At 60.5% G+C, this 26895-nt stretch carries 32 protein-coding genes; 14 read left to right on the top strand and 18 right to left on the bottom strand.

The window, feature by feature from the left end:
• Window positions 1-194 precede the first annotated feature (194 nt).
• The 4 genes from ftsY to rpoH all read left to right on the top strand — a co-directional run bounded on the left by ftsY (window position 195) and on the right by rpoH (window position 4348).
• Window positions 195-1694 carry a signal recognition particle-docking protein FtsY gene (ftsY, locus tag F8N62_RS13075; protein ID WP_150711305.1) on the top strand — a complete coding sequence of 500 codons (1500 nt, stop codon included), beginning with the start codon at window positions 195-197 and terminating at the stop codon, window positions 1692-1694.
• A complete protein-coding gene (gene ftsE, locus F8N62_RS13070) occupies window positions 1691-2362 on the top strand; it encodes a cell division ATP-binding protein FtsE (RefSeq protein WP_131061112.1) in 672 nt (223 codons plus the stop codon). The genes ftsY and ftsE overlap by 4 nt, the downstream gene beginning before the upstream one ends.
• Complete coding sequence (ftsX, locus tag F8N62_RS13065) at window positions 2359-3381, top strand: permease-like cell division protein FtsX (RefSeq protein ID WP_150711304.1); 1023 nt, start codon at window positions 2359-2361, stop codon at window positions 3379-3381. Before ftsE ends, ftsX begins: the two co-directional genes overlap by 4 nt.
• A gap of 112 nt (window positions 3382-3493) precedes the next feature.
• Window positions 3494-4348, top strand: coding sequence for an RNA polymerase sigma factor RpoH (gene rpoH, locus F8N62_RS13060; protein ID WP_007897890.1), 855 nt, complete (start codon window positions 3494-3496; stop codon window positions 4346-4348).
• A gap of 149 nt (window positions 4349-4497) precedes the next feature.
• Here rpoH and mtgA read toward each other — a convergent pair whose 3' ends face one another.
• Window positions 4498-5220: a monofunctional biosynthetic peptidoglycan transglycosylase gene (gene mtgA / locus F8N62_RS13055; RefSeq protein ID WP_150711303.1), complete on the bottom strand. Its 723-nt coding sequence runs from the start codon at window positions 5218-5220 to the stop codon at window positions 4498-4500.
• A 74-nt stretch (window positions 5221-5294) separates the two neighbouring features.
• Here mtgA and F8N62_RS13050 point away from each other — a divergent pair, with 74 nt between their 5' ends.
• From F8N62_RS13050 to trmB, 4 genes are all read left to right on the top strand, one after another.
• Window positions 5295-5666 carry a DUF423 domain-containing protein gene (locus F8N62_RS13050; RefSeq protein ID WP_150711302.1) on the top strand — a complete coding sequence of 124 codons (372 nt, stop codon included), beginning with the start codon at window positions 5295-5297 and terminating at the stop codon, window positions 5664-5666.
• Between the two features lie 213 nt (window positions 5667-5879).
• Window positions 5880-6080 carry a sulfur carrier protein ThiS gene (thiS, locus tag F8N62_RS13045; RefSeq protein WP_165557463.1) on the top strand — a complete coding sequence of 67 codons (201 nt, stop codon included), beginning with the start codon at window positions 5880-5882 and terminating at the stop codon, window positions 6078-6080.
• Window positions 6081-6140: 60 nt separating this feature from the next.
• Window positions 6141-6935, top strand: a complete 795-nt coding sequence (locus tag F8N62_RS13040) for a thiazole synthase (protein ID WP_008068101.1) — start codon at window positions 6141-6143, stop codon at window positions 6933-6935.
• A gap of 9 nt (window positions 6936-6944) precedes the next feature.
• Window positions 6945-7670, top strand: coding sequence for a tRNA (guanosine(46)-N7)-methyltransferase TrmB (trmB, locus tag F8N62_RS13035; RefSeq protein WP_150711301.1), 726 nt, complete (start codon window positions 6945-6947; stop codon window positions 7668-7670).
• 117 nt (window positions 7671-7787) lie between these two features.
• On the opposite strand, the gene F8N62_RS13025 is transcribed toward trmB, so the two are convergent.
• The 9 genes from F8N62_RS13025 to F8N62_RS12985 all read right to left on the bottom strand — a co-directional run bounded on the left by F8N62_RS13025 (window position 7788) and on the right by F8N62_RS12985 (window position 14506).
• Complete coding sequence (locus F8N62_RS13025) at window positions 7788-8111, bottom strand: DUF3392 domain-containing protein (RefSeq protein ID WP_150711300.1); 324 nt, start codon at window positions 8109-8111, stop codon at window positions 7788-7790.
• A gap of 22 nt (window positions 8112-8133) precedes the next feature.
• Window positions 8134-9339, bottom strand: coding sequence for a radical SAM family heme chaperone HemW (gene hemW, locus F8N62_RS13020; protein WP_150711299.1), 1206 nt, complete (start codon window positions 9337-9339; stop codon window positions 8134-8136).
• The gene (gene rdgB, locus F8N62_RS13015) at window positions 9336-9932 is read right to left on the bottom strand and encodes an RdgB/HAM1 family non-canonical purine NTP pyrophosphatase (RefSeq protein WP_150711298.1); all 597 of its coding nucleotides are present in this window, start codon (window positions 9930-9932) and stop codon (window positions 9336-9338) included. The genes hemW and rdgB overlap by 4 nt, the downstream gene beginning before the upstream one ends.
• Window positions 9929-10363, bottom strand: a complete 435-nt coding sequence (locus F8N62_RS13010; RefSeq protein ID WP_150711297.1) for a DUF4426 domain-containing protein — start codon at window positions 10361-10363, stop codon at window positions 9929-9931. The genes rdgB and F8N62_RS13010 overlap by 4 nt, the downstream gene beginning before the upstream one ends.
• A gap of 26 nt (window positions 10364-10389) precedes the next feature.
• On the bottom strand, window positions 10390-11010 hold the full coding sequence (metW, locus tag F8N62_RS13005) for a methionine biosynthesis protein MetW (protein ID WP_150711296.1): 621 nt from the start codon (window positions 11008-11010) through the stop codon (window positions 10390-10392).
• A gap of 7 nt (window positions 11011-11017) precedes the next feature.
• Window positions 11018-12157, bottom strand: coding sequence for a homoserine O-succinyltransferase MetX (metX, locus tag F8N62_RS13000; RefSeq protein WP_150711295.1), 1140 nt, complete (start codon window positions 12155-12157; stop codon window positions 11018-11020).
• 196 nt (window positions 12158-12353) lie between these two features.
• Window positions 12354-12941, bottom strand: a complete 588-nt coding sequence (locus F8N62_RS12995) for a YggT family protein (RefSeq protein ID WP_150711294.1) — start codon at window positions 12939-12941, stop codon at window positions 12354-12356.
• Window positions 12942-12965: 24 nt separating this feature from the next.
• Window positions 12966-13784 carry a pyrroline-5-carboxylate reductase gene (gene proC, locus F8N62_RS12990; protein WP_150711293.1) on the bottom strand — a complete coding sequence of 273 codons (819 nt, stop codon included), beginning with the start codon at window positions 13782-13784 and terminating at the stop codon, window positions 12966-12968.
• Window positions 13785-13819: 35 nt separating this feature from the next.
• Window positions 13820-14506, bottom strand: coding sequence for a YggS family pyridoxal phosphate-dependent enzyme (locus tag F8N62_RS12985; RefSeq protein ID WP_150711292.1), 687 nt, complete (start codon window positions 14504-14506; stop codon window positions 13820-13822).
• 57 nt (window positions 14507-14563) lie between these two features.
• On the opposite strand from F8N62_RS12985, the gene F8N62_RS12980 reads away from it, so the two are divergent.
• The gene (locus tag F8N62_RS12980; RefSeq protein WP_150711291.1) at window positions 14564-15598 is read left to right on the top strand and encodes a type IV pilus twitching motility protein PilT; all 1035 of its coding nucleotides are present in this window, start codon (window positions 14564-14566) and stop codon (window positions 15596-15598) included.
• A 104-nt stretch (window positions 15599-15702) separates the two neighbouring features.
• Here the strand turns inward: F8N62_RS12980 and F8N62_RS12975 are convergent, their stop codons facing one another.
• The gene (locus F8N62_RS12975) at window positions 15703-16320 is read right to left on the bottom strand and encodes a C40 family peptidase (protein ID WP_150711290.1); all 618 of its coding nucleotides are present in this window, start codon (window positions 16318-16320) and stop codon (window positions 15703-15705) included.
• Window positions 16321-16570: 250 nt separating this feature from the next.
• On the opposite strand from F8N62_RS12975, the gene F8N62_RS12970 reads away from it, so the two are divergent.
• Window positions 16571-16990, top strand: a complete 420-nt coding sequence (locus F8N62_RS12970) for an NINE protein (RefSeq protein ID WP_150711289.1) — start codon at window positions 16571-16573, stop codon at window positions 16988-16990.
• 94 nt (window positions 16991-17084) lie between these two features.
• On the opposite strand, the gene F8N62_RS12965 is transcribed toward F8N62_RS12970, so the two are convergent.
• From F8N62_RS12965 to gshB, 7 genes are all read right to left on the bottom strand, one after another.
• Window positions 17085-18356 (bottom strand): dihydroorotase, encoded by a 1272-nt coding sequence (locus tag F8N62_RS12965; RefSeq protein ID WP_150711288.1) that lies wholly within the window; start codon window positions 18354-18356, stop codon window positions 17085-17087.
• Entirely contained in the window at window positions 18353-19357 is a 1005-nt protein-coding gene (locus tag F8N62_RS12960) for an aspartate carbamoyltransferase catalytic subunit (protein WP_150711287.1), read from the bottom strand. Before F8N62_RS12960 ends, F8N62_RS12965 begins: the two co-directional genes overlap by 4 nt.
• Before the next feature lie 27 nt (window positions 19358-19384).
• Window positions 19385-19888 (bottom strand): bifunctional pyr operon transcriptional regulator/uracil phosphoribosyltransferase PyrR, encoded by a 504-nt coding sequence (pyrR, locus tag F8N62_RS12955; RefSeq protein ID WP_150711286.1) that lies wholly within the window; start codon window positions 19886-19888, stop codon window positions 19385-19387.
• An 80-nt stretch (window positions 19889-19968) separates the two neighbouring features.
• Window positions 19969-20406 carry a Holliday junction resolvase RuvX gene (gene ruvX, locus F8N62_RS12950; protein ID WP_007945492.1) on the bottom strand — a complete coding sequence of 146 codons (438 nt, stop codon included), beginning with the start codon at window positions 20404-20406 and terminating at the stop codon, window positions 19969-19971.
• Complete coding sequence (locus tag F8N62_RS12945; RefSeq protein WP_150711285.1) at window positions 20406-20978, bottom strand: YqgE/AlgH family protein; 573 nt, start codon at window positions 20976-20978, stop codon at window positions 20406-20408. The genes ruvX and F8N62_RS12945 overlap by 1 nt, the downstream gene beginning before the upstream one ends.
• A gap of 122 nt (window positions 20979-21100) precedes the next feature.
• Window positions 21101-22000, bottom strand: a complete 900-nt coding sequence (locus F8N62_RS12940) for an energy transducer TonB (RefSeq protein WP_150711284.1) — start codon at window positions 21998-22000, stop codon at window positions 21101-21103.
• A 77-nt stretch (window positions 22001-22077) separates the two neighbouring features.
• Window positions 22078-23031 (bottom strand): glutathione synthase, encoded by a 954-nt coding sequence (gshB, locus tag F8N62_RS12935; protein WP_150711283.1) that lies wholly within the window; start codon window positions 23029-23031, stop codon window positions 22078-22080.
• A 267-nt stretch (window positions 23032-23298) separates the two neighbouring features.
• On the opposite strand from gshB, the gene pilG reads away from it, so the two are divergent.
• From pilG to F8N62_RS12915, 4 genes are all read left to right on the top strand, one after another.
• A complete protein-coding gene (gene pilG / locus F8N62_RS12930; protein ID WP_150711282.1) occupies window positions 23299-23703 on the top strand; it encodes a twitching motility response regulator PilG in 405 nt (134 codons plus the stop codon).
• Between the two features lie 60 nt (window positions 23704-23763).
• Complete coding sequence (gene pilH / locus F8N62_RS12925; RefSeq protein ID WP_027926574.1) at window positions 23764-24129, top strand: twitching motility response regulator PilH; 366 nt, start codon at window positions 23764-23766, stop codon at window positions 24127-24129.
• Window positions 24130-24139: 10 nt separating this feature from the next.
• The gene (locus F8N62_RS12920) at window positions 24140-24673 is read left to right on the top strand and encodes a chemotaxis protein CheW (protein WP_150711281.1); all 534 of its coding nucleotides are present in this window, start codon (window positions 24140-24142) and stop codon (window positions 24671-24673) included.
• A gap of 142 nt (window positions 24674-24815) precedes the next feature.
• Complete coding sequence (locus F8N62_RS12915; RefSeq protein WP_150711280.1) at window positions 24816-26873, top strand: methyl-accepting chemotaxis protein; 2058 nt, start codon at window positions 24816-24818, stop codon at window positions 26871-26873.
• Window positions 26874-26895: the final 22 nt, after the last annotated feature.

The following is a 26895-nucleotide window of genomic DNA, read 5'->3' as shown; positions in this document are numbered from 1 at the left end:
TATCGACTAAACTCTGCTTTTTCGCCGATTTTGCCGCTTCAGTCCTTCGTGAAATCGTTTTTGTAAGGTGCCATTTGCACCTCCAGAAAATGTTGCGCGTGAACAAGCTGAGTCAATCGCAGTCTGTTCTGCATCGAATATTTATCCACCGAGGCGCCCTTTGGCGCGTCGCTACCGTGAGATAGCCGTCCTCCATGTTTGGTTCCAACGACGACAAGAAAGCCCCAGCTGCGGCTGGCGAGAAGAAAGGCCTGTTCGGATGGCTGCGCAAAAAGCCGCAGGAAACCGTCGTCGAACAGCCACAGCCACTCCCTGAGCCAGCACCGGCGCCGGTAATCGAAGAAGAGCCCGCGCCGATTGTCTTGCCGATTGCCGAGCCGGTGCTGCAACCGGTGGTTGAGGCGGAGCCTGAAGTTGTAGTTGAACAGCCGCTGACACCGGTCGCCGAGCCGTGGCTGACTTTGCCGGTGGCAGAAGAGCCGGTGGCCTTGGTTGAAGATGAACTGGCGCCACATGTAACGCCGCCGATTCCGGCGCCGAGTGCCTTCGCGCCTGAGCCTGTTCAAGCACCGGTAATTGAGCCGGTCGTTGCGCCGGTGGTCGTGGCCGAGCCTGAGCCGGTTGCTCCGGAACCAGTGATTCCTGCGCTCGTCGCTCCAGTGGTTGAAGCGTCTGTGCCGGCTCCCGCGGTTGCCCCGGTCGTCGCCGCGCCCGTTGTTCCCGTCGAAGTCCTGGCCGAGCCGCCGCGCACCGAGGAATCCAAAGCCGGTTTCTTCGCCCGCCTCAAGCAAGGCCTGTCCAAGACCAGCGCCAGCATTGGCGAAGGCATGGCCAGCCTGTTCCTCGGCAAGAAGATCATCGATGACGAGCTGCTCGAAGACATCGAAACCCGTCTGCTGACCGCAGACGTGGGCGTCGAGGCGACGTCGGTGATCATCCAGCACCTGACCCAGAAAGTCGCGCGCAAAGAGCTGGCGGACGCCGACGCACTGTACAAATCGCTGCAAGCTGAACTGGCGGCGATGCTCAAGCCGGTCGAACAGCCGCTGAAAATCACCTCGCAGAACAAGCCGTTTGTGATTCTGGTGGTGGGCGTCAACGGCGCCGGCAAGACCACCACCATCGGCAAACTGGCGAAGAAGCTGCAGCTGGAAGGCAAGAAAGTCATGCTCGCGGCCGGTGATACCTTCCGCGCGGCGGCCGTCGAGCAACTGCAAGTCTGGGGCGAGCGCAACAAGATTCCGGTCATCGCCCAGCACACCGGCGCCGACTCGGCTTCGGTTATCTTCGACGCCGTGCAAGCCGCCAAGGCTCGCGGCATCGACGTGTTGATCGCCGACACCGCCGGTCGTCTGCACACCAAAGACAATTTGATGGAAGAGTTGAAGAAGGTTCGCCGGGTGATCGGCAAGCTCGACGCCGACGCGCCGCACGAGGTGCTGCTGGTGCTCGACGCCGGCACCGGACAGAACGCCATCAACCAGGCCAAGCAATTCAACCAGACCGTCGAACTGACCGGCCTGGCGCTGACCAAGCTCGACGGCACTGCCAAGGGCGGGGTGATTTTCGCCCTGGCCAAGCAGTTTGGCCTGCCGATTCGCTACATCGGCGTCGGTGAAGGCATCGATGATTTGCGTACTTTTGAAGCAGAACCCTTTGTCCAGGCACTGTTTGCCGAGCGGGAGCGTTCATGATTCGTTTCGAGCAGGTCGGTAAACGCTACCCGAACGGTCACGTCGGCTTGCATGAGCTGAGCTTTCGGGTCCGTCGCGGCGAGTTCCTGTTTGTTACCGGCCACTCCGGCGCCGGTAAAAGCACCTTGCTGCGCCTGCTGCTGGCGATGGAGCGACCGACCACCGGCAAATTGCTGCTGGCCGGCCAGGACCTTGCCACCATCAGCAACGCGCAGATTCCTTACCTGCGGCGGCAGATCGGGGTGGTGTTCCAGAATCACCAGTTGCTGTTCGATCGCACCGTGTTCAACAACATTGCGCTGCCGTTGCAGATTCTCGGTTTGTCCAAAGCCGAAATCGTCAAACGCGTGGATTCGGCGCTGGAGCGCGTGGCGCTGTCGGACAAGACCGATCTGTACCCCGGCGACCTGTCCACCGGTCAGCAACAGCGCGTCGGCATCGCCCGCGCCATCGTTCACCGCCCGGCCTTGCTGCTGGCGGATGAACCGACCGGTAACCTGGACCCGCGTCTGGCCGCAGAAATCATGGGCGTGTTCGAAGACATCAACCGTCTGGGCACCAGCGTGCTGATTGCCAGTCACGACCTGGCGCTGATCGCCCGCATGCGTCACCGCATGCTGACCCTGCAACGCGGCCGATTGATCGGCGACGGGGAGGCGGGCGTATGAGTGCGACACGCAGCCCCAAGGTTTCCGAGCGCGTCGCGCCGAAAGCCGCCGACCCGCAGCAGCAGAAGAAAAAACGCGACGATGACGACGGCCCGGACTTCGCCACGCTGTTCCGCGCCTGGATCGAAAGCCATCGCGCCAGTTTGCTGGACAGTCTGCGTCGCCTGGGCAAGCAGCCCATCGGCAGTTTCTTCACCTGCATGGTGATGGCAGTTGCCCTGAGTTTGCCGATGGGGCTGTCACTTCTGCTAAGTAACGTCGAGCGCCTCGGCGGCTCCTGGCAGCGTGCGGCGCAGATTTCCCTGTACTTGCAACTTGATGCCAGCCCTGCGGAAGGCGAGTCGTTGCGCGAGCAGATCAAAGGCATTCCCGGTGTAGCCGATGCCGAATATGTCGGACGCGATCAGGCGCTGGAAGAGTTTCAGCAGCAGTCGGGCCTGGGTGAGGCGCTGAAGGAATTGCCGGAAAACCCGCTGCCGGGCGTAGTCCTGGTCACGCCGAACGAGGTCGACAAGCCCGCGCTTGAAGCATTACGACAAAAACTTTCCGAATTGCCCAAGGTACAACAGGCGCAACTTGATCTAGTCTGGGTCGAGCGTCTGGCAGCCATCCTCAAGCTGGGCGACCGATTTGTCTTCGGTCTGACCGTGCTTCTGGTTTCTGCATTACTTTTGGTGATAGGCAATACCATTCGTCTTCATATTGAAAACCGCCGCACAGAGATAGAAGTGATTAAACTCGTCGGCGGCACTGACAGCTATGTGCGCAGACCTTTTCTATATATGGGTGCGTTGTATGGCTTCGGTGCGGGGATACTTTCCTGGGGTGTATTGGCGTTCGGCCTTGACTGGCTGAATGACGCGGTGGTCGGGCTGGCCGGTTTGTATGGCAGTGATTTTGCCCTGGCTGGTGTGCCGGTTGCCGACGGTCTGTCGCTCTTGCTTGGCGCGGTGCTGTTGGGGTATATCGGTGCATGGATTGCAGTCGCACGCCACCTGAGGGAGCTTGCGCCTAAGTAGTATCACTTTGCTCGTATTGACCTTTCAGCGTTTATGGGAACTTGTCCTACGGTTTCCGGTCAATTTTCGCAGTGCTGAACTGCACGAGTTTGTAAGTCGGAGGTTTTTTCGTATGACCAATTCTTTGCAACCTGCATATGCTCTGGTCCCGGGTGCGAACCTGGAAGCCTATGTGCACACCGTGAACAGCATTCCTTTGCTGACGCCGGAGCAGGAGCGTGAACTGGCCGAGAGTCTCTATTATGAGCAGGATTTGGGGGCGGCTCGGCAGATGGTGCTCGCCCACCTGCGTTTTGTCGTACATATCGCCCGTAGCTATTCCGGCTACGGTCTGGCTCAGGCTGACCTGATCCAGGAAGGCAACGTCGGCCTCATGAAGGCTGTGAAACGCTTTAACCCGGAAATGGGTGTGCGTCTGGTTTCGTTCGCGGTGCACTGGATCAAGGCGGAAATTCACGAGTTCATCCTGCGCAACTGGCGCATTGTGAAAGTCGCGACCACCAAGGCCCAGCGCAAGCTGTTCTTCAACCTGCGCAGCCAGAAGAAGCGTCTGGCGTGGCTGAACAACGAGGAAGTTCACCGTGTGGCCGAAAGCCTCGGTGTAGAGCCTCGGGAAGTGCGTGAAATGGAAAGTCGCCTGACCGGCCATGACATGGCCTTCGACCCGGCCGCAGAAGCGGACGACGACAGCGCTTTCCAGTCGCCGGCCAACTATCTGGAGGACCACCGGTACGACCCGGCCCGTCAACTGGAAGATGCCGACTGGAGCGACAACTCCAATCACAACCTGCACGAAGCGCTGGAAGTGCTGGACGACCGCAGCCGTGACATCCTCTATCAGCGCTGGCTGGCTGAAGAGAAAGCCACGCTGCACGACCTGGCGCAGAAGTACAACGTGTCGGCCGAGCGTATTCGTCAGCTTGAGAAGAGCGCGATGAACAAGCTCAAGTTGTCGATCGCCGCGTAACGTGCGCAACCGGCAATAAAAAACGCCCCGATCAGTGATGATCGGGGCGTTTTGTTTTCAAGATCAAAAGATCGCAGCCTTCGGCAGCTCCTACAGTGAACACATTTCCTGTAGGAGCTGCCGAAGACTGCGATCTTTTGACTTCAGGTTCACGGAGCCCAAGGCACCCGGCGCGAATCATTGAGCCCTAGCAAATAGCTGTCACCCCCCAGCTGACTCATCTGCTGGCGAATCCACCCCGCCCGACGCGCAACATAGTTGGTTGGATGGCTGGCGCTCCATACCCGCGGGTTAGGCAGCACCGCCGCCAGCAAACTCGATTGCTGGCGCGACAGGGAGCGAGCACCGACCCCAAAGTGATGCCGGGCCGCTGCTTCCGCGCCAAACACGCCGTCATCCCACTCAACGCTGTTCAGGTAAACCTCGAGGATCCGCTGTTTGGGCCAGAACACTTCGATCAACCCTGTGAACCAGGCTTCCAGCCCTTTGCGCAGCCAGCTGCGGCCGGACCATAAAAACAGGTTTTTCGAGACTTGCTGGCTCAGGGTGCTGGCCCCGCGAACCGAACCGCCCAGTTCGTTGTGAGCCAGTGCCGCGCGGATCGCGCCCAGGTCAAAACCCCAATGCTCGGGGAATTTCTGATCTTCGCCGGCAATCACGGCGACTTTCAGGTCGTCAGAAATCTCATCCCAGGGTTTCCAGGTGCGTTGCAGGTCAATCGGCTCGCCGTCGATCCACGATTCGATCTTGCGCTCGACCATCAGCGCCGTTCCCGGCGGCGGCACCACGCGAAAAATCAGCACCAGCAATATGCTGCCACCCGCGAACCAGAGCAGGGCCTTCGTGAATCGTCGCAGAAATAAACGCAGCATAGAGATGGCTTGGCCGAACCCGTTGAGCGGGCCATTATACAGACCCTGTTGATCGAGTCTGACTGGAGTTCTTCATGTTGCGTGGCTTTCTGATGCTGGCCGCTTTCTTCGGCTTCACCGGCGTTGCCCTCGGCGCATTCGCCGCCCATGGCTTGAAAAACCGTCTGACGCCTGAATACCTGGCGATCTTCCACACCGGCGTCACCTATCAGTTGGTGCACACCCTAGCCTTGTTCGGCGTCGCGCTGCTGGCCACGCAGATTCCGGGACGCCTTGTTACATGGGCCGGCGCGTCGTTCGCCATCGGCATTTTGCTGTTCTCCGGCAGCCTGTATCTGCTGACCCTCACCGGTGTCAGCAAGCTCGGAATCGTCACACCCTTCGGCGGCCTGGCATTCCTGGTCGGCTGGGTCTGCCTGGGCCTTGCCGCCTGGCGCTTGAACTGACCCTGAACCGACCTTGATGTGACCTTGTAGGAGCTGCCGAAGGCTGCGATCTTTTGATGTTGCTCTTTTAAGATCAAAAGATCGCAGCCTTCGGCAGCTCCTACAGGATCAGTAGACACCGTGTGCGCGATCGTGTTTCAAGACGAATGGCTTGGGTCGCCAAGACTGATCGGGCTAGAATGCCAGCCCCTAAAAATGATGGCGGCATTCGGCATGCGCATTCAGTTGAACGGCGAATCCCTTGAACTGCCCGACGGTGAAACCGTTGCGGCCCTGCTGACCCGTCTGGAATTGACCGGGCGCCGGGTGGCGGTCGAACTCAATCTGGATATCGTCCCGCGCAGCCAGCATGCCGATACCACGCTCAATGACGGCGACAACGTCGAAGTCGTGCACGCCATCGGTGGCGGCTAGTCGCCCGGCCCGCAAGGGCACAGAATTCTGCAAGAACCTCACCCCTACAGAGGATTTCCCATGAGCATCGTTCGTAGCGACAAGCCCTTCGTCCTGGCCGGTCGTACCTACCAGTCGCGTTTGCTGGTTGGCACCGGCAAGTACCGGGACATGGAAGAAACCCGCCTGGCCATCGAAGCGTCGGGTGCCGAGATCGTCACCTTCGCCGTGCGCCGCACCAACCTCGGCCAGAACCCGGGCGAACCGAACCTGCTCGAAGTCCTGTCGCCGGATCGCTACACCTTCCTGCCGAACACTGCCGGTTGCTTCGACGCTACCGAGGCGGTGCGCACCTGTCGCCTGGCCCGTGAGCTGCTCGGCGGCCACAACCTGGTGAAGCTGGAAGTGCTGGCGGACCAGAAAACCCTTTTCCCTAACGTGATCGAAACCCTCAAGGCCGCCGAAGTGCTGGTCAAGGAAGGTTTTGACGTGATGGTTTACACCAGCGATGACCCGATCATTGCCCGTCAACTGGCGGAAATTGGTGTTATCGCGGTCATGCCGCTGGCCGGTCTGATCGGCACGGGCCTGGGGATCTGCAATCCGTACAACCTGCAGATCATCCTCGAAGAAGCCAAGATTCCTGTGCTGGTGGACGCCGGTGTCGGTACCGCGTCCGACGCGACCATCGCCATGGAACTGGGTTGCGAAGCGGTGCTGATGAACTCGGCCATCGCCCATGCCCAGCAGCCAATCATGATGGCCGAAGCCATGAAACACGCGATCGTCGCGGGCCGCCTGGCCTACCTCGCCGGTCGCATGCCGAAAAAACTCTATGCCAGCGCCTCTTCGCCGCTGGATGGTCTGATCAAGTAAGAGCCATTGATGACTGAATCAAACGACACGCCAATCCAGACGGAAGAAGGCGACGAGCGCCAACACCGCCGCATCAAGAGTTTTGTGATGCGCGCCGGGCGCATGACCGAAGGTCAGCAGAAAGGCCTGGAGCAAGGCACGCCGCTGTTCGTGCTACCGCTGGCCGACGCGCCGGTCGACTTCGACCAGGTGTTCGGTCGCTCGGCGCCGCGTTCGCTGGAAATCGGTTTCGGCATGGGCCATTCGCTGCTGGAAATGGCCGCCGCCTCGCCGGAACAGGATTTCATTGGCGTCGAAGTGCACCGCCCGGGTGTCGGTGCGCTGCTCAATGGCGTGCTGACTCAGGGCCTGACCAACCTGCGGGTCTACGATTGCGACGCGATCGAAGTGCTCAACCGTTGCGTGGCCGACAACAGCCTCGATCGCCTGATGCTGTTTTTCCCGGACCCGTGGCACAAGAGCCGTCACCACAAGCGCCGTATCGTTCAGGCCTCGTTCGCTGAACTGGTGCGCAGCAAGTTGAAAGTAGGCGGTGTGTTGCACATGGCCACTGACTGGGAACCGTATGCCGAGTACATGCTGGAAGTGATGAACGTCGCGCCGGGCTATCGCAACCTCGCCGAAGACGGCAAATGCGTGCCACGCCCGACCGAACGCCCGATCACCAAGTTCGAACGCCGCGGCGAACGGCTTGGGCATGGGGTGTGGGATTTGAAGTTCGAAAAACTGGCGTAAAACCTGTGGGAGCGAGCTTGCTCGCGATGGCGGCCTGACAGTCAACAGAGATGTTGGATGTTATGGCCTCATCGCGAGCAAGCTCGCTCCCACAGTTGTTTTGGGGTGTTTTTGGGATCAGCGGCGGTCGGCCACTACGCCAATCAACACCAGCACCACCAACAACACCGGCGCCAGGCTGTAGTTGTTGAACTGGCTCAAGCCACGAACAATCCACGGCGTAGCGTAGATCAGCGCGGCGCCGCTGCCGATCATGCACACCAGCGCAAGCAACGGGACGCGCAAAGCGCCGGCGATGCTGCCCAGACGCTGATCGATCCAGCCTTTGATGTCTGCGCCGAACAGCACCAGCAGGCAGCCTACCAGCGCCAGAGAGATTTCCGACAGGTTGCTGCGGCTCCAGCGGGAGGCGGTGGCGAGCAGGTCGAATATCAAATCCATTGGTTTTCCCTTAAGGCTGAAATCAGCTCAGAAATTTTTGCAGCAAGTCGTTGAGGAACAATTGCCCGCGCTCGGTGGCCGCCAGGCGTGACGGTTCGACCTGCAACAGGCCACTTTGTTCGGCGTCCAGGCGGCCTTCGGCGAGGCTTTCCAGGCTCAGCCCGGTGCGCTGCGGATACAGTTGCGATTCGACACCCTCGGTCAGGCGCAAGGCATTCATCAGGAAATCGAACGGCAGTTCTTCGTTGGTCAGCGCTTTTTCGCCGGCCTTGAAGCTTTTCGCCGGGTTCAGATAGTCCTTCGGCAGCCGCGTCTTCCAGGTGCGCACGATGCGCCCGTCCGGGTGACTGAGCTTGCCATGGGCACCGGCACCAATGCCGATGAAGTCGCCGAAGCTCCAGTAATTGAGGTTGTGCCGCGCCGCACGGCCAGGCTGGGCATACGCCGACACTTCGTACTGCGCGTAACCGTGTTCGGCAAGCAGCGCCTGGCCGGCTTCCTGAATATCCCACAGCGTGTCGTCTTCCGGAAGCAGAGGCGGCTGGTTCCAGAACACCGTGTTGGGTTCCAGCGTCAGTTGATACCAGGACAGGTGCGTCGGCTTCAGGGCGATGGCTTGGCGCAGGTCGCTCAACGCATCGTCCAGCGACTGATCGGGCAAACCGTGCATCAGGTCCATATTGAAGTTATCAAACCCGGCCTGACGCGCCATTCCCGCGGCTCGCACCGCTTCATCGCCGTTGTGAATCCGCCCCAATGCCTTGAGCTTCTCTTCCTGAAAACTCTGGATGCCGATCGACAGTCGATTGATCCCCAGCGCCCGGTAGGCGACGAACTTCTCTTGTTCGAACGTGCCCGGATTGGCTTCCAGGGTGATTTCGATGTCGCTGGCAAACCGAATGCGCTGCTCGACGCCTTTGAGCAAACGACCCAAGGCTTCAGCGCTGAACAGGCTCGGCGTACCACCACCAAAGAAGATCGAACTCAGCTCACGGCCGTAGACGGCATGCAAATCCTGATCGAGGTCGGCCAGCAAGGCGTCGACGTATTCTTCTTCCGGCAACACTGGGCTGGCCGTGTGGGAATTGAAGTCGCAATAAGGGCATTTGCGCACACACCACGGGATGTGGATGTACAGCGCCAGGGGTGGAAGCGTTGGAAGTGCGGCCCGGGGCGATTGCGCGGCACCGCCGAAAATCAGCGGCGACGCGGATGAGTCGTGGGTCATTTCAGGCCCAGACGCTGGCGCAGCAGATCCATTGCACGGGCGCGGTGGCTGATCAGATTCTTGTCGCTCGGGCTGAGTTCGGCGCTCGAGCAATCGCGCTCCGGCACCCAGAACAGTGGATCGTAGCCGAAACCGTGCTCACCGCTGGCCGCTCGCAGGATGCGTCCGTGCCACAGGCCTTCACACAGAATCGGCAATGGATCGTCGGCATGCCGCACCAGCGCCAGTACGCACACGAATTGCGCGCCGCGTTCGTTTTCCGGCACATCCTTCAGCGCATCCAGCAGTTTGGCGTTGTTCGCCGCATCACCTTTGCCGTCAGCGTAACGCGCCGAGTAGATCCCGGGCGCACCGCCGAGGAAATCCACCGCCAGCCCCGAATCGTCGGCCAGTGCCGGCAGGCCGGAAATGCGCGCGGCGTTGCGGGCCTTGAGGATGGCGTTCTCGACGAACGACAGGCCGGTTTCTTCAGGCTCGACACTGCTGAACTCGCCGATCGAGCGCAGTTGCACCGAGTCGCCGAGCATGGCCTGGAGTTCCTTGAGTTTGCCGGCGTTGTGGCTGGCCAGTACGAGTTGCGTCAAGTTGATCATTCGCCGGGGAAAAGCTCTTGGTTGAAATTGATGGTGTTGATTTTGTCGCCGTTCTGCACCTTGATCTGAAAGGTGCGGGTTTCCTGCTGGTCCACCGGAAATTGGGCAATGTAATAGATCGCGCCCTGTTCGGTGATCTGCCGGAAATTCAGATTCACACTTTGGCTGGTCAGGTCTTTGACCGTGCCGCTGACCTGGGCCATCTGCGGCTGGCCATCCTTGATTACCGAAACGTTGATCACGCCTTGATTCTTGCTGCGGGTGAGCTCCGCGGCTTTGGCGATGTCCGGTGTCAGGAAAGTAGAGTTGAAGGTGTTGTAATGCACCGTCACGTCGCCAAATTTTTCCTGGCGGTCACCTTTGATGACATCGGCCGCCATGGCGGTGACGCTCAGGCAGGCAGTAAGTAAAAACAACGCTAGACGACCCATGATCGTTCTCCTTGAAATGTCGTGGTTCAGACCGCGATCCGGTGATCCTGCAGCCCTGGGCTGCTGACGCGGTAAATACCGATCTCACCTAACAGATTAGGCCAAAGCTTACTGGCCCACCCGTGCCGATGCTGTTGATCCACGGCCAGCCGATCAATGACCTTGGCGTCACGTTCGCGACATAACGCTTCAAAGTCTTCGAAGGTGCAGAAGTGAATGTTCGGCGTGTTGTACCAAGTGTACGGCAGGAAGTCGGACACCGGCATCCGGCCCTTGCTCGCCAGGTACCAGCGGCAGCGCCAGTGACCGAAATTGGGGAAGGTGATGATGCATTGGCGACCGACGCGCAGCATTTCGTCGAGAATCTTGTCCGGGTAATGCACGGCTTGCAGCGCCTGGGTCATGACCACGATGTCGAAGCTGTTGCTGGCAAAGTTGCCCAGGCCTTTGTCCAGGTCCTGCTCGATCACGTTGATGCCTTTGGCCACGCACTCGGCGATGTTGTCCGGGTCGTTTTCCAGGCCGTAGCCGGTGACCTGCTTGTGGTCGCGCAGCCACGTCAGCAGCTCGCCGTCACCGCAACCGAGGTCGAGCACGCGGCTGCCGGCGGGGATCCATTCCTGGATGATTTCCAGATCAGCTCTCATGGCTTTCTCATAACGTTATGCGGTTCATGTAATTGCTGAACGCCTGCAGGTAGCGCGGGATCGGAATCAGGAAGGCGTCGTGGCCTTGCGGAGCGTCGATCTCGAGGTAGCACACGTCTTTGCGGGCCGCCATCAGCGCGTCCACCAGTTCCCGCGAGCGGGCAGGGGAGAAGCGCCAGTCGGTGGTGAAGGACATCACGCAGAATTTGGCGCTGGCCCCGGCGAAGGTTTTCGCCAGGTCATCGTCGAAATTGGCCGCCGGGTCGAAGTAATCCAGCGCCTTGGTCATCAGCAGGTACGTGTTGGCGTCGAAACGCCCGGAGAACTCCTCGCCCTGATAACGCAGGTAGCTTTCAACCTGGAACTCGACGCTGTGGAAGTCGTAGTTGAGCTTTTCGCTCTTGAGCCCACGGCCAAATTTCTCGCCCATCGAGTCGTCGGACAGGTAGGTGATGTGCCCGACCATCCGCGCCAGCATCAAGCCGCGCTTGGGGATCACGCCGGCTTCCTGGAACGAGCCGCCGTGGAACTCGGGGTCGGTGAGGATTGCCTGACGCGCCACTTCGTTGAACGCGATGTTCTGCGCCGAGAGCTTGGGCGCCGAGGCGATGGCCAGGCAGTGACGAATGCGATCAGGGTAGGTGATGCTCCACTGCATCGCTTGCATGCCCCCGAGGCTGCCGCCAATCACGGCAGCCCATTGGCTGATGCCGATCCGGTCGGCCAGACGCGCCTGGCTGTGCACCCAGTCTTCCACGGTCAGCACCGGGAAGTCGGCGCCGAACGGTTTGCCGGTTTCCGGGTTGACGCTGCTCGGGCCGGTGGAGCCGTTGCAGCCGCCGAGGTTGTTCAGGCTGACGACGAAGAATTTGCGGGTGTCGATGGGTTTGCCGGGGCCGATGCAGCTGTCCCACCAACCGGGTTTGCGGTCGTCGTGGCTGTGGAAACCGGCGGCGTGATGGTGACCGGACAAGGCGTGGCAGATCAGCACGGCGTTGCTCGCCGTGGCGTTCAGGGTGCCGTAGGTTTCGTAAATCAGGTCATACGCTGGGAGCGAACGGCCGCAGGCCAGGGCCAGGGGTTCGCTGAAGTGCGCCACTTGCGGCGTCACCAGACCAACAGAATCGGCGGGAAAGGCAGTTGGCATCGACCCTGCTCTCGTTGAAATGAGGCGTAAGTCTAAAGACCGGTGGGGTTAGCGGCAAGCAAAGGGCGGGGGTGATTTCATTCAGTCAGACCGAGGTGCGGCATTCGCGAGCAGGCTCGCTCCCACAGGGTTTGCATTCCAATGTGGGAGCGAGCCGGCTCCGGGCGGCGTTCCGACGATGAACGATGACGCGGTATCAGATCAAGCCAAGCAACCCCTGCGGCATCAGCGCAAAGTAGGCCAGGCGCGGGATCAGCCAGCTTTGCAGCAACTGGATCACGATAAACGCGAAGATCGGCGAGATGTCGAGGCCACCCAGGTTCGGAATGATCCGGCGAAACGGGGCGAGTACCGGTTCAGTAATCTGCGCGACCAGTTCTGCGCCCGGGTTGTGGCTGCCCGGGGCGACCCAGGACAGGATCACGCTGATGATCATCGCGTAGAACAGGATGTTCAAAAACAGCGAGAACAGTGCGATCAGCGACCAAGGCACCAGCAACAGCCAGTCAACCATGAAGCCTTTGAGCGCCAGAATCACCGCGATCAACACCATCTGCACGATCAGCGCGAGCACCAGCGACGACATGTCCAGGCCGAACATGCTCGGGATCACCCGGCGCAGCGGCTTGAGCAGCGGCTGGGTGGCTTTGACGATGAACTGGCAGAGCGGGTTGTAGAAGTTCGCCCGAACCAGTTGCAGGATGAAACGCAACAGCACGATCAGCAGGTACAGGCTGCCCAGGGTTTTGATGATGAAAATGGCAGCGTCATTGAGTCCAAGCATTATTGATTCCTTTATAAGAGCTGATTAGCGTCCGAGTTGCTCTGCCATCTCGGCCGAGCGGTGCGCAGCGGCGCCGAGTGCTTTTTCCACCAGCGCTTCGAAACCGCCAGCCTGGAAGGATTTTATTGCAGCTTCTGTAGTGCCCGCCGGCGACGTCACGCGGCGGCGCAGTTCGGCGGCGTCGACATCGCTGGCAACTGCCATGTGCGCGGCGCCCAGAGCGGTTTGCAGGGTCAACTGTGCGGCGATGTCTGCCGGCAGACCGAGCTTCACGCCCGCAGCAGTCATCGCCTCGATCAGCAGGAAGAAGTAGGCCGGGCCCGAGCCGGAAACAGCGGTGACTGCGTCCAGTTGCTGTTCTTCGTTCAGCCACAGCGCGATGCCGACAGCCGACAGTAACTCCTCGGCCTGTTGGCGTTGTTCTGCGCTGACTTCAGCGGTGGCGAACAAGCCACTCACGCCCTGACGCAACAACGCCGGGGTGTTGGGCATGCAACGTACGATCGGCTGCGCGCCAAGCCAGTGAGTCATGCTGGCGCAGGTGATGCCGGCGGCAATCGACACCACCAGTTGATTCGGCTTGAGGCTCGGGCGAATCGCTTCGCACACGGCTTTCATCGCCTGGGGTTTGACCGCCAGCACCACCACGTCGGCGTCTTTGATGGCGTCAGCGTTGTCGGCGAACACCTCGATGCCGTGCTCGGCATTCACTTTGGCGCGGGTTTCAGCGCCTGGATCGCTGGCGCGAATCTGCGCGGCGTCCAGACCTTTGGCGCGCAGGCCGCCGATCAGGCTGGCGGCCATGTTGCCGGCACCGATAAAGGCAATACGAGTCTTGCTCATGTCAGGTCCTTATAAATAGAGGAGTCAGCCATTGTTCACGGCTGACCGTAGTCGCGGGCGCCAAACAGGGCCGTACCAATACGCACGCAAGTGGCGCCTTGGGCGATGGCGGACTCAAGGTCATGGCTCATGCCCATGGAAAGTGTGTCGAGCGGCAGGTTCAGGCTGGCTTGCAGGCTTTTCACGGTAGCGAAAGCGGCGTCCTGTTCGGCGCGATCTTCGGTCGGCTCGGGAATCGCCATCAGCCCGCGCAATGCAATGCGCGGCAGTTCGCTGATGGCCTTGGCCAAGGCCGGCAGGTCGGCCGGGGTGCAGCCGGATTTACTGGCTTCACCGCTGACGTTGACCTGGATGCAGATGTTCAGCGGCGGCAGATCGGCAGGGCGTTGTTCGGACAGGCGTTGTGCGATTTTCAGACGATCCACGGAATGCACCCAAGCGAAGTGCTCGGCGATAGCGCGAGTCTTGTTCGATTGAATGGGGCCGATGAAGTGCCAGATCAAGGGCAGGTCGGCCAATTCGACCTGTTTGCCCAAGGCTTCCTGCAGGTAGTTCTCGCCAAAGTCGCGAAGCCCTGCGGCGTAGGCCTCACGCAAGGCCTCGGCGGGCTTGGTCTTGCTCACGGCCAGTAGCTGGACGCTGTGTTCGTCACGTTGAGCGGCAAGGGCCGCAGCCCGAATGCGCGAGCTTACCAGGGCGATGTTGTCTGCTATCGTGGACATTCAAGAGGCGCCAGCGGGTCTGAGGTTGGCGGCATTCTACTGGAATTGAGGAGTGCTATGGATATCACTGAGCTGCTGGCCTTCAGCGCCAAACAGGGCGCGTCCGACTTGCACCTGTCTGCCGGCCTGCCACCGATGATTCGCGTCGACGGCGATGTGCGGCGGATCAACCTGCCGGCCCTGGACCACAAGGAGGTTCAGGAGCTGATCTACGACATCATGAACGACACCCAGCGGGTCGACTTCGAAAAGCATCTGGAAACCGACTTCTCCTTTGAAGTGCCCGGAGTGGCGCGCTTTCGGGTCAATGCGTTCAATCAGAACCGCGGTGCCGGCGCAGTGTTTCGGACCATTCCGTCCAGGGTCCTGACCATGGACGACCTGGGCATGGGGGACGTGTTTCGCAAGATTACCGAATCCCCCCGGGGTCTGGTGTTGGTGACCGGCCCGACCGGTTCCGGCAAGTCCACCACCCTGGCGGCGATGATCGATTACCTGAACAACCACCGGCATCATCACATTCTCACCATTGAGGACCCGATCGAGTTCGTCCACGAGTCGCGCAAATGCCTGATCAATCAGCGCGAAGTGCACCGCGATACCCGCAGTTTCGCCACGGCACTGCGCTCAGCGCTGCGCGAAGACCCGGACGTGATTCTGGTGGGGGAGATGCGTGATCTGGAGACCATTCGCCTGGCGTTGACAGCCGCCGAGACCGGCCACCTGGTGTTTGGCACGCTGCACACCACGTCAGCGGCGAAAACCGTCGACCGGATCGTGGATGTGTTTCCGGGGGATGAAAAATCGATGGTGCGTTCGATGCTGTCCGAGTCGTTGCTGGCGGTGGTGTCGCAGACGCTGGTCAAGAAGATCGGCGGCGGGCGTATAGCGGCGCATGAAATAATGTTGGGGACATCGGCGATTCGCAACCTGATTCGTGAAGACAAGGTGGCGCAGATGTACTCGTCGATTCAGACCGGCGGGAATCTGGGAATGCAGACGCTGGATATGTGCTTGAAGGATTTGGTGAGCAAGGGCTTGATCAGCCGCGAGCATGCGCGGGAGAAGGCGCGGTCGCCGGATAACTTCTGAGTGCTTTAAAACAAAAGATCGCAGCCTTCGGCAGCTCCTACACGGGGATTCGCTATTCCCTGTAGGAGCTGCCGAAGGCTGCGATCTTTTGATCTTGCTTCAAATCAGCGCTGAACAACCTGCAAGGTGTTCTGCTCTTTTGGCAGAACCCGCTTGGCAACCACGTAGTGGCTTTCCCAGTATGGTTTCTTCAGAGTGTCGATGGTCACCGACTTGCCACGGCGTGGTGCGTGGATGAAGCGGTCGTTGCCCAGGTAGATGGCAACGTGATTGACCCGGCGGCTTTTGATGTTGAAGAAAATCAGGTCGCCCGGCTTCAGATCCTTGCGATCGACTTTCTCGCCATGACCACTGGCCATGGCGTTCGAGGTGCGAGGCAGGTCAAACGTGGCGTCGTTGAACGCGTATTTCACCAGGCCACTGCAATCGAAACCTTTACTTGGACTGCTGCCGCCCCAACGGTAGGGTGTACCGAGGACGTTGACAGCGCGGCTGAGCACGTTGCTGCTTTCCTTGGTCGCCATCGGCGGAACCAGGCTGCTTTTGCTGGTCAGCTGCGGGGCGCGTTTTACGGCTTGTTTGTTTTTGCTCGAAGGAGCAGAAACATGGGATTTGGGGGTGTAACCATTAACGTTCGGAAGACGTTGCTCACGATTGGTGGCGTGGGCGGCCAGTGGCATCAAAAGGCAAATGGTTAGCCATGTCTTGAAAAATGGACGCATTAGGCAAGGCTCATAGAGGTTAGCGCGAAACTTTATAACAGCTTTTTTTGTCATTCCCAGGCCGTTGGTCGATTCGATCAGGCGGCCAACGGAACCAAATGCGCGGCAAATGGACGCAATTGTCGGACAGAAGTCAGGTGCTATAAGGGTTTGACGGGTGACAAGGTAACATTTGCCGTACGTCGGCCACCCGTAAAAAAGTCACAAAGAATTCAACAATATTTATCTATCGTGTGATTCGAGGTCATTCATGAACACCTATCAACACCCCGTTCCACATCAGGACACCCACAGCAAAGTGATCGGTTACCTGCTGTGGATTTTGGGTTTCACCGGCGCCCACCGCTTTTATTACGGCAAGCCGGTGACCGGGACGATCTGGTTCTTCACGCTTGGTTTGCTGGGCATCGGCTGGCTGATCGACCTGTTTCTGATCCCGGCCATGGACCGTGAAGCGGACCTGCGTTTTACCGCGGGGCCTATCGAATACAACGTTGCCTGGATTCTGCTGACGTTTCTGGGGGTGTTCGGCGTACACCGGATGTACCAGGGGAAGTGGATCAGCGGCTTGCTGTACCTGGTGACGGGCGGGTTGTTTTTTCTGGGGGTTTTGTATGACTTCTGGACGTTGAATGACCAGGTGTCCGTGCGTAACGCGCAGAACCGCTAAAAGAAAAGATCAAAAGATCGCAGCCTGCGTCAGCTCCTACACGGGAATATGCGTTTCCCTGTAGGAGCTGCCGCAGGCTGCGATCTTTTTGTTTTTACGCCTGGTGACTGATGCGCCCATCCACCAATGTGTAACGCACCACACCCGGCAAACTGTGCCCAATGAACGGGCAGTTCTCGCCCTTGGACAACCAGGTTTCACCGGCCACGGTCGAAGCCGTTGGGTCGAACAGTACGATGTCCGCCGGTCCGCCCACGGCTAACTTGCCCGCCGGCAGGCGCAACGCCTCGGCCGGCCCGGCACTCAAGCGTGCCAGCAACGTCGGCAGATCCAGCAACCCATCCTCCACCAGCGTCATGGCCAGCGGCAGCAACAACTCAACACTGCTGATCCCCGGTTCTGTTGCCCCGAACGGCGCCAGTTTGGCATCGCGCTCGTGCGGTTGGTGGTGGCTGGAGATGGCTGAAACCACGCCGGACTTCACCGCCTCGCGCAGGCCATCGCGGTCGGCGCGGGTGCGCAGCGGCGGCTGGACGTGATAGAGGCTGCTGAAATCGATCAGCGCTTCGTCGGTCAGGATCAGCTGATACAGCGCGACATCGGCCGTCACCGGCAACCCCCGCGCCTGCGCCTGCGCGATCAGTGCCACGCCGCGCGCGCTGGTGAGTTGGCTGAAGTGTGCGCGCACGCCACTTTGCTCGACCAGCAGCAGGTCCCGGGCCAGCGCCACGGTTTCCGCCGTTTCCGGAATCCCCGGCAAACCGAGGAAACTCGCGGTCGGGCCTTCATGGGCCAGGCCGCCTTCAGCCAGATCGTGGTCCTGAGAGTTGAAGATCACCGTCAGGTCGAAGGTCGCCGCGTATTCCAGTGCCCGGCACAGGGTGCGGGTGTTGCGGAAACTGTCCAGGCCATTGCCGAACGCCACACAACCGGCGTCGCGCAGGGCAACCAGTTCGGCCAGTTGCTCACCGTCCAGGCCTTTGCTCAAGGCACCGATCGGGAAGACTTTGGTGTTGCCGGCCTCGCGGGCGCGGTCGAGGATCAGTTCGGCCACGGCCGAGGTGTCCAGCACCGGTTTGGTCTTCGGCGGGCAGCACAGGCTGGTGACGCCACCGGCTGCGGCGGCGCGGGTTTCGCTGACGATTGAACCTTTGCGGCTGTAACCCGGTTCGCGTAGGGCGACGTTCAGGTCGACCAGGCCAGGTGCAGCCACCAGGCCTTGGGCATCAATGGTATCGACGGCGACGAAACCGGCCGGCGCGGCACCAAGGGCGACGATTTTGCAGGCTTCGATGTGGATATCGGTTACTTGATCCAGCCCGCTGACGGGATCGATTACGCGGGCACCGAGAATGCTGAGCTTCACTGGGCGTTCTCCTGCTCGAATTGGCGCTGGGCAGTCTGCCCGCTCATGGCCATGGACAGCACGGCCATACGAATGGCGATGCCGTAGGTCACCTGATTGAGAATCACCGAGTGCGGACCGTCGGCCACCGCCGACTCAATCTCCACGCCACGGTTGATCGGGCCCGGGTGCATGACGATGCAATCCGGTTTGGCGCCGGCGAGGCGCGCGGTGGTCAGGCCGAACAGGCGGTAGAATTCGCCTTCGCTCGGCAGCAGGCCGCCAGTCATGCGTTCACGCTGCAGGCGCAGCATGATCACCACGTCGACGTCTTTGAGGCCCTCGGTCATGTCGGTGTAGACCTTCACGCCGTATTGCTCGACGCCGATCGGCAGCAGGGTTTTCGGCGCGATCACGCGGATGTCCGGGCAACCCAGGGTTTTCAGCGCCAGCATGTTCGAGCGCGCGACCCGCGAGTGCAGGATGTCGCCGACGATGGCCACCGAGAGGTTTTCGAAGCCGCCCTTGTGCCGACGGATCGTCAGCATGTCGAGCATGCCCTGGGTCGGGTGCGCGTGACGGCCGTCGCCGCCGTTGATGATCGCCACTTGCGGGCACACGTGTTCGGCGATGAAGTGCGCGGCGCCGGAATCGCCGTGGCGCACGACGAACATGTCGGCGGCCATCGCTTCCAGGTTGCGCAGGGTATCGAGCAGGGTTTCGCCCTTGCTCGCCGACGAGGTAGACACGTTTAAGGTGATCACGTCCGCCGACAGCCGCTGGGCCGCGAGTTCAAAGGTGGTACGGGTGCGAGTGGAGTTCTCGAAGAACACGTTGCACACGGTCTTGCCGCGCAACAGCGGGACTTTTTTCACCGCCCGGGCGCCGACTTCGAGGAACGAATCGGCGGTGTCGAGGATTTCCGTCAGCAACTCGCGGCGCAAACCGTCGAGCGAGAGGAAGTGGCGCAGCTGGCCCTGATCATTGAGCTGCAGCGGGCGCTTGGTGTCTAGAGGCGTCATCGCGAGGGGGACTCTCAATAGGGCGGATTAAAGGGCGAGGTCTTGCAGTTCGAGCTTGAGTTCCGGGCCGGACAATTTCACCCGTTCGTGCGCCGCCAGCGACAGGGTCGCGCCCACCACATTCGGGCGGATCGGCAGCTCGCCGGCGTCCAGGTCGAGCAGGCACACCAGCGTCACGCTGGCCGGGCGGCCGTAGTCGAACAGTTCATTCATGGCGGCGCGGATGGTGCGACCGCTCATCAGCACGTCGTCGATCAGCACCAGGTCCTGGCCTTCGATTTCGAACGGCAGGGCGGACGGACGCACTTGCGGGTGCAGGCCGTTCTGGCTGAAATCGTCGCGGTAGAAAGATACGTCCAGGGTGCCGAGCGGCGCATCGCTGCCCAGTTCCTCAAGCAACGCCTGGGCGACCCAGACGCCACCGGTGCGAATGCCGATGTAGCGCGGTTCGCTGATGCTGCGTTTGGCGAGATAGGCGTCGAGACGGGTCGCCATCTGGCTGATCAGTTCGGCGGGATTGGGCAGGCTCATGGTTGCTCCTTCTTGGGCCCGAGCCGGTGCTGCTGGAGGGTGGCTCGGGTTGTAGCTAATAGAGACGTGGTGACGGCTCTTCAGGATTCGAACAGTGCGCTGTTTTCGTCGAGCCAGCCTTGCAGCAGCAGGGCGGCGGCGATGGCGTCGACCGGGTTGTCGCGGTAACTGCCTTTTTGTCCGCCACGGTCACGCCGTTCACCCTTGGCTTCGAAGGTGGTCAGGCGTTCATCGTGGGTATAGAAGGGCAGGTTGTAGCGGCCATTGAGGCGGCGGGCGAATTTTTCCGCGCGCAGGCACATGTCGCTGGGCGTGCCGTCCATATTCAGCGGCAGGCCGACCACCACGGCATCGGGTTTCCATTCTTTTATCAGGGCTTCGACCTGATTCCAGTCGGGGACACCGTTTTGCGCCTTCAAGGTGCACAGCTCGCGGGCCTGGCCGGTAATCACCTGGCCGACTGCCACGCCGATCTGCTTGGTGCCGTAGTCGAACCCCAGAATGAGGCGCAGGGCCATCAGGCGTGCCCCGCCTGACTGGTCAGCAGGCTGAGATTGACGCCCAGATGCTTGGCCGCCGCGTCGAGGCGCAGCTCGCTGCTGGTGTTGAACAGGATGTCGGCGTCGAACGGGCAGGTCAGCCAGGCGTTTTGCGCGAGTTCGGCCTCAAGTTGCCCGGCTTCCCAGCCGGCATACCCCAGGGTGATCACACTCTTTTCCGGCCCGACTCCGTCGGCGATGGCGAACAACACGTCCTGGGACGTGGACAAGGACAGGTCGCCTTCCAGATCAACGGTTGCCTGAAACTTCTTGCCCGAGGGGTGCAGGACAAAACCGCGGTCGGTCTGCACCGGGCCACCAATGAAAATCGGCACATGCTGGCAGAGCAGCGGCGGTTCGATATCGGGGCGCAGTTGCTCGAGAATATCGGCCAGGTTCAGGTCTTGCGGACGGTTGACCACCAGCCCCATGGCACCATTGGCCGTGTGCTCGACGATGTAGGTCAAGGTGTGCGCAAAGTTCGGGTCGGCCATGTGAGGCATGGCGATCAGGAATTGATGCTTGAGGTAGCTGGGGCTGACGTTTTTCATGAGCGCTAGTGTGGCGTTGCGGGGGCGAGCTGACAAGCCGAGGCGGGTCAAAAGATCGCAGCCTTCGGCAGCTCCTACAGAGGAATGTGTACACCCGTAGGAGCTGCCGAAGGCTGCGATCTTTAATTACTGGACAGCCGGTCCCCGCGCGCAAACTTCCACGTGCGGATGATTTCAAGCCGGTCAATGTCCGACAGATCACCGGTAAACGGTGAAAACGGCGCCGCCAGCCTGACGATTCGCTGCGCCGCCTGATCCAGCAATGGTTGCCCGGACGACTCCAGCACCAGCACCTCATACAACGAGCCGTCGCGGTTGATCGAGACCATCAGCCGCAAATTGCCGTAGATCTGTTGGCGTCGCGCTTCATCGGGGTAGTTGAGGTTGCCGATGCGCTCGACCTTCTTGCGCCATTCGTCCTTATACCAGGCTCCTTTGTCGCGCATGGTCGAGGCGGCGCTCAGGCGGTGGATGCGCGGGCGCTTGGCGTACAGCTGTTGTTCCTGGGCCAGTTCCGCTTCGAGGCTGGCGATGTCGCTGGACAACTGTTCAGCGTCAAATGTCGGCGCGGCAACAGCGGGTTTGGTGACGGGTTTGGGTTCTTCGGTTTTTGCCGGAGCTTTTTTCGGCTTGGGCGCGACGGTGGTCACCGCAGCCTTGGGCGCTGCTTCCTGCACTTGAGGCTTGGCAGCCGGCGGTGGCGTGACTTTCTGCACCTTGTTGTCCTGGAACGGCGCGACCTCGGTGGTTTTGGGAATCGCCTTTTTATCCAGGGTACCGCTGCCTTGCTGATTTTCCTGGGCGAGGAAATCGGCTTTCTCAGGCTTCTTTTCTGCTTTGAACGTGGCGAGGGTGATTTCCAGGGTTTTGCTGATCTGCTGGGGTTCAACCACCGCAAAGCCGACACCCAACAGCAAGGCCAGGTGAATCAGCGCCGCGAGAAACAGGGTAAATCCGAGGCGATCGGCCGGGCGCACACCACGGTGGGCGAGTTCGGCGGGCAGATCGGACGGGAGAGTCATGACAAGAAAACCAACATCGCGTTTTTCACAGGCCGCGCATGATAACGCAATGTCGGATTGATCTTGGCTGTTCTATATCAACGAGCCTTGAGCTTCTGATCGATGGCATCCATCAGCAGGCCACCAATGTCGGTGCCGAACGCATTATCAATCTCGCGAATGCAGGTCGGGCTGGTGACGTTGATTTCCGTGAGGTGCTCGCCGATCACGTCCAGGCCCACGAACAGCAGGCCTTTCTCGCGCAGGGTCGGGCCGACTTGTGCGGCGATCCAGCGATCCTTGTCGCTCAACGGACGGGCTTCGCCACGACCGCCGGCCGCAAGGTTGCCACGGGTTTCGCCAGCAGCGGGGATGCGTGCCAGGCAGTAATCCACCGGTTCGCCGTCGATCATCAGGATGCGTTTGTCGCCGTCCTTGATCGCTGGCAGGTAAGCCTGGCCCATGATCTGCTGGGTGCCGAGCGCAGTCAGGGTCTCGAGGATCACCGACAGGTTCGGATCGCCCGCGCGGTGACGGAAGATCGAGGTGCCGCCCATGCCATCCAGCGGTTTGAGGATCACGTCGCCATGTTTGGCCGCGAATTCACGCAACACATCGGCGCGGCGGCTGACCACGGTCGGCGGCGTGCACTGCGGGAACAGCGTGGCGAACAGTTTTTCGTTGCAGTCGCGCAGGCTCTGCGGCTTGTTGACCACCAGCACACCCGCACGCTCGGCTTGTTCAAGCAGATACGTGGCGTAGACGAATTCCATGTCGAACGGCGGATCCTTGCGCATCAGGATCACGTCCAGATCGCTCAGCAACGCGTCGGTCTCGGCTTCCAGTTCGAACCATTTTTCCGGGTTGGCGAACACTTTCAGCGGCCGCATCCGCGCCCGCGCTTCACCTTCGCCCTGGTACAAATCCCGCTGTTCCATATAGAACAGCTCCCAACCGCGCTTTTGCGCGGCCAGCAGCATGGCCAGCGAGCTATCCTTTTTATAGGAGATGCTGGCAATAGGATCCATGACAATCCCGACGCGAACGCTCATGGGTGATTCCTCGAATTAGGGGGCAATGCCGATCCCTGTAGGAGCAAGCTCGCTCCTGCAAAGAGCCGTAAAAAAGTGGCGTCAGAGTGGCGCTGAGTGTGTTCCCGGTCAAGGAAAAACCACTGCGCAGGTCGGCCGATAGATTGGATTTGGAGACTGTGCTAAAAAGGCTGCCATGTCGTGCTGGCCCTTGAGCATCAAGGGTTTCGAGCCACCGAAGATCCATAAACGGACAAATTGATTCGCAAAGGCGACGGTAGAGCATTTATGGAACAGCATTCCAGCGCCTTGAAGGTCATGGTGATCGATGATTCGAAGACGATCCGTCGCACCGCCGAAACGCTGTTGAAGAACGTGGGCTGTGAAGTCATCACCGCCATCGATGGTTTCGACGCGCTGGCGAAGATTGCCGATCATCATCCGGGCATCATTTTTGTCGACATCATGATGCCGCGTCTGGATGGCTATCAGACCTGCGCCCTGATCAAGAACAACAGTGCGTTCAAGTCCACGCCGGTGATCATGTTGTCGTCCAAGGACGGGCTGTTCGACAAGGCCAAGGGGCGCATCGTCGGTTCCGACCAGTTTTTGACCAAGCCTTTCAGCAAGGAAGAATTGCTCAACGCGATCCAGGCCCATGTACCGGGCTTTGCCGCTGTTTTGCCGCAGTAGGACACGCACAGTGACGCTCGGCCAGCGGGCCCGGCGCCGACAAGAAGAATGGGGAAAACCATGGCACGTATTCTGATCGTCGATGATTCGCCGACCGAAATGTACAAACTGACCGGCATGCTGGAAAAGCACGGCCATGAAGTGTTGAAAGCCGAGAACGGCGCCGACGGCGTGGCCCTGGCCCGTCAGGAAAAACCCGACGCGGTCCTGATGGATATCGTCATGCCCGGCCTCAACGGTTTCCAGGCGACGCGCCAGCTGACCAAGGATCCGGACACCGGGCACATCCCGGTGATCATCATCACCACCAAGGATCAGGAAACCGACAAGGTCTGGGGCACACGTCAGGGCGCCAAGGATTACCTGACCAAACCGGTCGACGAAGAAACCCTGATCAAGACCCTGAACAACGTGCTGGCCGGTTGATCTCCCGGCCATGACCGAGTCGCTGACGGCTTTCGAACTGCTGTTGCAGATCGACCAGCGCTGTCGTGTGCTGGCGGCGGATTTGCCGTCCCAGCCCACTCGACAGGACAGCTGGAGCGGCATTGGTTTTCGCCTGGGTGAGCACTGGTACGTCGCGCCCATGGGTGAAGTCAGCGAGGTCCTGCACGAACCACGGTTCACCCAACTGCCGGGGGTCAAATCCTGGGTCAAAGGCGTAGCTAACCTGCGCGGGCGTTTGCTGCCGATGATGGATTTGGGTGGCTTCCTGGGCCACGAGTTGTCGGCCTCGCGCAAGCAGCGGCGGGTGTTGGTGGTGGAGCATAACGATGTGTTTGCCGGGTTGATGGTCGATGAAGTCTTCGGCTTGAAGCACTTTGCGCAAGACAGTCTGGAGCCGGTAGAAGCGTTGAGCGGGCCGATGGCACCCTTCATCAAAGGCCGGTTTGCGCGTGAGCAGAATTGGCAGGTGTTCAGCCCGTTTGCGTTGGCGCAGTCGCAAAGCTTCATGCACGTAGCGTTGTAAACACCGACCCTGTGGGAGCGGGCTTGCCCGCGATGCCGACGCCTCGGTCTCACTTGCAACCGAGGTGATGCCATCGCAGGCAAGCCAGCTCCCACAGGGTTTTCGGCAAGGTTCACAGGTGTGGGTTAACAGGCGAGGACCGATGATAAAAGCAAAAACAGGCAGGCCAGAAGGGTCGCGCAGCCGGTCGCAGATCGTCGCGCTGTTCATCGCGCTGATTGTCTTCATCATGCTGCTGTTCGCCAACTTCGCTTACCTCAACACCCAGTCCACGTACGACAAACAGTACATCGGCCACGCCGGTGAACTGCGCGTGCTGTCGCAGCGTATCGCCAAAAACGCCACCGAAGCCGCTGCCGGCAAGGCTGCCGCGTTCAAGCTGCTCAGCGATGCGCGCAACGATTTCGCCCAGCGCTGGGGTTATCTGAAGAAAGGCGATCCGTCCACCGGCCTACCGCCCGCGCCGGCCACCGTGCGCCCGGAAATGCGCGCCGTGCAGCTGGATTGGGAGCGCCTGCTGAAAAACACCGACGCCATTCTTTCCAGCGAGCAAACGGTTTTGTCGCTGCATCAAGTCGCCGCCACCCTGGCGGAAACCGTGCCGCAATTGCAGGTCGAGTACGAAAAAGTCGTCGAGACCCTGCTGCAACGTGGCGCGCCGGCCGCCCAAGTGGCGATGGCCCAGCGTCAGTCGTTGTTGGCCGAACGGATCCTCGGCGCGGTGAACACCGTGCTGTCCGGCGACGAAAATTCGCAACAGGCCGCCGACGCTTTTGGTCGCGACGCCTTGCGGTTTGGCAAAGTGCTCAACGGCATGCTTCAGGGCGATGCGGCGTTGAAGGTCAGCCAGGTCGAGGACCGTGACGCCCGCGCCCGGCTGCTCGAGATTTCCGAGTTGTTTGAATTCGTCTCGGGGTCGGTGGATGAAATCCTCGAAACGTCGCCAGAGCTGTTCAAGGTGCGCGAATCGGCGACCAACATTTTCAGCCTGTCGCAAACCCTGCTCGACGAAGCCTCGCACTTGGCCACCGGGTTCGAAAACCTCGCCAGCGGGCGTAACGCCGACACCATTGGCGGCTACGTGCTGGGCCTGCTGGCGCTGATGTCGATCATCCTCATCGGCCTGGTGATGGTGCGCGAAACCAACCGTCAGCTGCGCGAGACCGCCGAGAAAAACGAGCGTAACCAGAACGCGATCATGCGCCTGCTCGACGAGATCGAAGACCTCGCCGATGGCGATCTCACCGTCACCGCCTCGGTGACCGAAGACTTCACCGGGACCATCGCCGATTCGATCAATTATTCAGTCGACCAACTGCGCGATCTGGTGGCAACGATCAACCTCACCGCCGGCCAGGTCGCCGCCGCCGTGCAGGAAACCCAGGCCACTGCCATGCACCTGGCCCAGGCTTCGGAGCATCAGGCGCAACAGATCAGCGAAGCCTCCACCGCAATCAACGACATGGCGCAGTCCATCGACCAGGTGTCGGCCAACGCCGCCGAGTCTTCGGCGGTGGCTGAGCGCTCGGTGGAAATTGCCAACAAGGGCAACGAGGTGGTGCACAACACCATCCATGGCATGGACAACATTCGCGAGCAGATTCAGGACACCGCCAAGCGCATCAAACGCCTGGGCGAGTCGTCTCAGGAAATCGGCGACATTGTCAGCCTGATCGATGACATCGCCGACCAGACCAACATACTTGCGCTCAACGCAGCCATCCAGGCGTCCATGGCCGGTGACGCCGGGCGCGGTTTTGCGGTGGTGGCTGACGAAGTCCAACGACTGGCCGAACGCTCATCCGCCGCGACCCGGCAGATCGAAACCCTGGTGCGGGCGATTCAGGCCGACACCAACGAAGCGGTGATTTCCATGGAGCAGACCACCACCGAAGTAGTCCGCGGCGCGCGTCTGGCGCAAGATGCCGGGGTGGCCCTGGAAGAAATCGAAGGCGTGTCGAAGGTCCTCGCGGCGCTGATCCAGAGCATCTCCAACGCGGCGCAACAACAGACGTCTTCGGCCGGGCAGATTTCCCTGACAATGAACGTGATCCAGCAAATCACCTCGCAGACGTCGTCCGGTTCCACCGCCACCGCCGAGAGCATCGGCAACCTGGCGAAGATGGCCAGCCAGTTGCGTCGTTCGGTGTCCGGTTTCACCTTGCCGGCCGCCAAGGCGCAGACTGTGGATAAAGTGTGAAACGTCCGTTGGCGTCTGAATT

The sequence above is a fragment of the Pseudomonas fluorescens genome (genome assembly GCF_902497785.1).
Taxonomy (GTDB): domain Bacteria; phylum Pseudomonadota; class Gammaproteobacteria; order Pseudomonadales; family Pseudomonadaceae; genus Aquipseudomonas; species Aquipseudomonas fluorescens_BO.
This window is presented reverse-complemented; position numbering and strand designations above follow the sequence as displayed.